This is a genomic window from Mesorhizobium sp. M2A.F.Ca.ET.039.01.1.1, from assembly GCF_003998035.1.
Classification (GTDB): Bacteria; Pseudomonadota; Alphaproteobacteria; order Rhizobiales; family Rhizobiaceae; genus Mesorhizobium.
This window is the reverse complement of record NZ_RZRY01000489.1, coordinates 1-4,846: the sequence shown is the minus strand read 5'-3', so window position 1 is coordinate 4,846 and position 4,846 is coordinate 1. Positions and strand designations below refer to the sequence as shown.

Annotated in this window: 6 protein-coding genes; 2 read left to right on the top strand and 4 right to left on the bottom strand. The window is 65.3% G+C overall.

What is annotated here, in order from left to right; genetic code table 11:
• Together EOA24_RS27540 and EOA24_RS27535 are read right to left on the bottom strand one after the other, a co-directional pair.
• On the bottom strand, positions 1-909 hold a 909-nt coding region (locus tag EOA24_RS27540), incomplete at its 3' end, for an FAD-binding oxidoreductase (protein ID WP_133374634.1).
• A gap of 21 nt (positions 910-930) precedes the next feature.
• Entirely contained in the window at positions 931-1,893 is a 963-nt protein-coding gene (locus EOA24_RS27535) for an L-threonylcarbamoyladenylate synthase (protein WP_126078598.1), read from the bottom strand.
• 171 nt (positions 1,894-2,064) lie between these two features.
• Between EOA24_RS27535 and EOA24_RS27530 the strand changes: the two genes are divergently transcribed.
• Positions 2,065-2,562, top strand: coding sequence for a hypothetical protein (locus tag EOA24_RS27530; RefSeq protein WP_126078599.1), 498 nt, complete (start codon positions 2,065-2,067; stop codon positions 2,560-2,562).
• 98 nt (positions 2,563-2,660) lie between these two features.
• The gene (locus tag EOA24_RS27525) at positions 2,661-3,050 is read left to right on the top strand and encodes a hypothetical protein (RefSeq protein WP_126078600.1); all 390 of its coding nucleotides are present in this window, start codon (positions 2,661-2,663) and stop codon (positions 3,048-3,050) included.
• Positions 3,051-3,168: 118 nt separating this feature from the next.
• Here EOA24_RS27525 and EOA24_RS27520 read toward each other — a convergent pair whose 3' ends face one another.
• A complete protein-coding gene (locus tag EOA24_RS27520) occupies positions 3,169-3,447 on the bottom strand; it encodes a hypothetical protein (protein WP_245467172.1) in 279 nt (92 codons plus the stop codon).
• Between the two features lie 141 nt (positions 3,448-3,588).
• Positions 3,589-4,846, bottom strand: a 1,258-nt coding sequence (locus EOA24_RS27515; RefSeq protein ID WP_127410267.1) for a glycine--tRNA ligase subunit beta, incomplete at its 5' end; no start/stop codon positions are given.

The window sequence follows — 4,846 nt, the reverse complement described above, 5'->3', positions numbered from 1 at the left end:
GCCGTCCGCCTCGGAGCGTCCGGACGAAATCTGCATCAGCACATACCACGGCCAGTCGTCGGCCAGCGGCCGCGTGATGCCTTGCCCGTGCTTCAGCGTGAAATCATAAGGCCTTCTGGCGATCAGCTCGAAAGCTGTGAGCGAAGCTCCGGCGCGGTCCATCGCCAGCGTGAACAGCGAAAGCGCGTCTTTCGGGGACGACGGCAGGCCGGCAAAAGCGACCTCCCTGCCCTTCGGCTTCGGGAACAGTTTCAGCACCGCGGCGGTGATGACGCCGAGCGTGCCTTCGGCGCCGACGAAGAGGTTCTTCAGATCGTAGCCGGTGTTGTCCTTCTTCAATTTGCGCAGGTCGTCGAACACCTCGCCGGTCGGCAGCACCACCTCGACGCCGAGACAGAGCTCGCGCGCATTGCCATAGGCAAGCACGCCCGTGCCGCCAGCATTGGAGGAGAGATTGCCGCCGATCTGGCAGGAGCCTTGCGCGGCGAGCGAGAGCGGAAAGAGCCGGTCGGCGGCGTCGGCCGCCTCCTGCAGCGTCTGCAGGATGACGCCGGCCTCGACGGTCACCGTGTTCGACAAGACATCGATCTCGCGGATGCGGTTCAGCCGCGACAGCGACAGCACGATGTCGTGACCGGATTTGTCCGGCACCTGCGCGCCGACCAGCCCGGTGTTGCCGCTCTGCGGCACGATCGGCGTACCAGTCTCGGTCGCAAGCCGCATGATGCGGCTCACTTCCTCGACGCTGGCGGGCCTCAGCACCAGCGACGTGCGGCCATGCCAGAGGCCGCGCCGCTCGGTGATGTAGGGCGCGATGTCGGCCTGGTCGCGCAAGGCATATTTGTCGCCGACGATTGCCGCGAAGCGGTCGATGACGGCAGGGTCGAGGTCGAAGGGCTGATCGTTCATGGCGGCAAGAACCTATGGCGCTCAGGCCTGCTTGTCACGGGGGGCAGCGGCGCGCGCGAGCCGGTCGTTGATCGCCTCGCCCAGCCCCTCGAAAGGGATCGGCTCGACGGCGATGGTGGCGGCGCCGCTGCGGTCGAGCGCCTGCATGGCGGCAAAAAGGTTGCTGGCCGCCTCGCGCAGGTCGCCGGCCTCGGAGAGATTGCGCATAGCAGCCGCATTCTGCCAGCCCTCGGCGCGGTTGCGGCCGAAGGCAAGCAATGCTTCGCCCCTCACGATCTGTTGAACATTGAGCCGCATCGCCGCACCCGGCGCGTAATGCGAGGCAAGCATGCCCGGCGCCTCGATGCCGGTAGCGCCGCGCACCAGTTTCGCGCCGGCGGCGGCCTCGATCTCCTCGGCGCCGATGCCGCCCGGCCTGAGCAGCCGCAATTTGCCGTCCTCGACCTTGAGGATGGTCGATTCCAGTCCGACGGGCGTCGCGCCTCCATCCACGACCAGCTTGATCCTGTCGCCGAGATCGGCGGCGACCGCCTGCGCCGTCGTGCCGGAAATCCTGCCTGAGGAATTGGCGCTGGGGGCGGCAAGCGGCCGGCCGAGCCGCGCGATCAGCTCGCCGCCGAACCCGCGCGGCATGCGCAGCGCGATCGTATCCAGCCCCGCGGTGACCAGCGGATGGATGCCATTGTCCGCGCGCTGCGGCAGCACCAGCGTCAGCGGGCCGGGCCAGAAGGCTTGCGCGAGTTTTGCCGAGAGCGGGTCGAAGCCGGCAATGTGGTCCGCCATCGCGCGATCGGCGACATGGGCGATCAGCGGGTTGAAGCGCGGCCGGCCCTTCGCCTCGAAAATGCGCGCCACGGCAACGCCGTTGGTGGCATCGCCAGCCAGGCCGTAAACCGTCTCGGTCGGGATGGCGACGACGTCGCCGGCTTTAAGCAACGCCAAAGCCCGCTCAAGCGCCTCGCCAACCGCCAATATCTCAGCCAAATTTGCCACCAGTCTCAAACATGCCGGTCCCGTAATACGACGGCTTCCATCGGGCAAGGGCGGGCATTGGCGATTTATCAATCCCTAAAATGTTAAGTTTCCGCGCAAGCCCGCTTCAATTTGCCGGCCTTAAGGTGCGGACCGGTGGTTACCGGCTGGGGAGTTTTTGTAATGCGTTTGCTCGGAGCGTTCGGCATCGGCCTTTTGGCAATGAACGGCGCGGCGCAGGCGTCGTCGATCGTCGTAGTCGGACCCTCGACGTCGACGCCTTCGGTGGTCAGGCTGGACGCGATCGATCCGGCCAAGCTGTCGGCGCTCTCCGCGCCATCGATGATTGCGCTGGGCGATCCCGTGCCCGCCGTCACCGACGAAAAGGTCGCGGCTATTCCCGAAAAGTCCGGGCATCAGCCGGCGCCGATGATCATCCGCGGCGGCATTGTCGGCGGCGCCTTCGCAACGCCCGCGGCGGCGAAGCCCACGGCACCGGCAACCACAACCGCGGCCGCGCCGGCAAACGGCACTTCGCCGGCAACGCCTGCCAACGGCACCGCCTCCGCTTCGAAGGGCAACGACAAGGCCGGCAGCCAGCCCACCGCGACAGCCAATGCGTCGGGCGGCGCGCAGCCGAAAAATGCCCAGCCGCTGCCGCGCGTCGGCAAGGCGATGTAGATCACACTCAATACCGCTTCAATGTGCTAACCGCTTGGCTCGATCCCCGTCATCGGGATCGGGCACGATGGCGCTGACGTTTCAAAAAGGGGGATTTCATGACCGTTTCGAAAGCAATGGCCGTTGCCGGACTGGTGGTGGCGGCGACACTGGTGACGGGTTCGGCGCGAGCCGACGACATGCTCGGCTCTTACGTCGCGCGGATTTCCGATCGCGATCACCGCGCCAGCGACGGCTATCCGCTGAGCAGCGCGGCGCAGATGGTGCGGCAGGACCGCGCCAATTGGCACAAGTTCCATCGGCGCGACAGCGACGACCAGGGCGATCCCTGGTTCCGCAGCGACGGCTCGCGCGCCGACCTGCAGCGCATGCTGGAACGCGGCGGCGCCATGGGCAGCGCGACAAGGCGCGCCATCGTCAATGGCGAGCCGCTGATCGAGGTGGATGTCTTTTCCGACAGCGTGCGCGTCAGCATCGTGGAAGATTGAGGCGTCAATCTTCCTGATCGACGGGGCGATTCTCCCTGGAAGGCTGATCCGGCTAGCCTGACGAAAAGGGGCGACGCGAAACGCGCCGCCCTTCATTCTTCAAACGACTGCAGACGGCTCAGGCCGCTTCTTCCTTATCGTCGTCTTCGTCGTCGCCGTCTTCATCCTCGCGGTCTTCCTCATCGTACTCGGACAGGTCCGTGGCTTCGACCGCCGCGGCGGCAGCATGGTCGAGGATGTCGTCGGAAGCGGGTTCGACGGCCTCGGCGGCGGCCGGGGTCTCTTCAATCAGGTCGATATCGTCAACGGAATTCATGGCATGCCTCCGTGTTTGGGGAACGTCTTTTGTCTGATGCATGTCGTTGTCCCGGAACCGCTGCGCAGTTCCGGGCGACATGCATCGGTTCTCCCACGCGGAGGTCATCGCCGTATGACTGTAAGCCGGCTCCGGGGTACTAATTTTCGAGCGCAAAATTGTTGAAGCCTACCCGCATCCTAGCGGATGCGGGTAGGTCCAAATGTGCGACGTTTCGAGCCGTCAGCCGACGATTTTTGAAAAATCCGCGACCTGGTCGGTGGCGGCGCGGATGCGGGCAAGCAGCGCCAGGCGGTTGGCGCGCACGGCCTGGTCCTCATCATTCACGAGAACGCCTTCAAAAAATGAATCAACCGGTTCGCGCAACACGCTAAGCGCCAGCATGGCGGCGGAAAAATCTTCGTTTTGAATCGCTTGGCCGGCTTCCTTCTCGGCCTGATTCACCGCGGCATAGAGCTTCTTTTCCGCGTCTTCGCGGAACAGAGCCGGCTCAACGGTCTCGGCGACCAGCGTTTTCTTCTTCTCTTCGGCGGCCAGGATGTTGGCGGCGCGCTTGGTGCCGGCGAGCAGGTTCTTGCCCTCGTCGGTGTCGAGCAAGGAGCCCAGCGCCTCGACGCGACGCACGATCTGAAGGAGATCGTCGTTCGGCGATTGGCCGATCTCCCCCCTTGTGGGGGAGATGCCCGGCAGGGCAGAGGGGGGCGCGACAGAATGTGAGGCCGGCGGGACAGCGCCCCCCTCTGTCGGCTTCGCCGACATCGCCCCCACAAGGGGAGAGATTGGGCGCGAACCCGCTGACAGCACGGCATCGATCAAGTCATGGCGTGCACCGCTTTCACGCAGATAGACCTTCAGGCGATCGTGGAAGAAGGCGAGGAGATCGGACGACTGATCTGTGCCGCCTTTGAAGTTCGCGAAGGCCTTGGCGAAGAGGGACGTCAACGCCAGACGGATACGGTTCTCTATAAGGATCCTGACCACGCCAAGTGCTGCTCGGCGCAGAGCGAACGGATCCTTGCTGCCCGTAGGCTTTTCATCGATCGCCCAGAAGCCGGTCAGCGTATCGAGCTTGTCGGCAAGCGCGACGGCAACCGACACCGGATCGGTCGGCACGCGGTCGGAAGGACCCTGCGGCTTGTAGTGTTCCTCGGCGGCCGCGGCTACGGATGCATCCTCGCCCTGCAGAAGCGCGTATTTGCGACCCATGGCCCCTTGCAGTTCGGGGAACTCGCCTACCACCTCGGTCTGCAGATCGGCCTTGGCGAGCACGGCCGCGCGGGCGACCAAAGCGCTATCAGCGCCGACGATCGGGGCCAGTTCTTGCGCGAGCCGCCTGATGCGCTCAACGCGCTGCCCCTGCGTGCCGAGCTTGGCATGGAAGGTCACGTTGAGGTGGTCGAGCCGCGCCATGCGCTGGTCGAGCGGCTTCTTCAGATCCAGGCCGAACTTCGCCGCCGATTCCGCGAGCTGGTCGAGGTCC

Coding starts and splice junctions, on each gene's coding strand:
- EOA24_RS27530 (WP_126078599.1), top strand. CDS start 2,065: ATGCGTTTGCTCGGAGCGTTCGGCATCGGCCTTTTGGCAATGAACGGC.
- EOA24_RS27525 (WP_126078600.1), top strand. CDS start 2,661: ATGACCGTTTCGAAAGCAATGGCCGTTGCCGGACTGGTGGTGGCGGCG.
- EOA24_RS27520 (WP_245467172.1), bottom strand. CDS start 3,447: ATGTCGCCCGGAACTGCGCAGCGGTTCCGGGACAACGACATGCATCAG.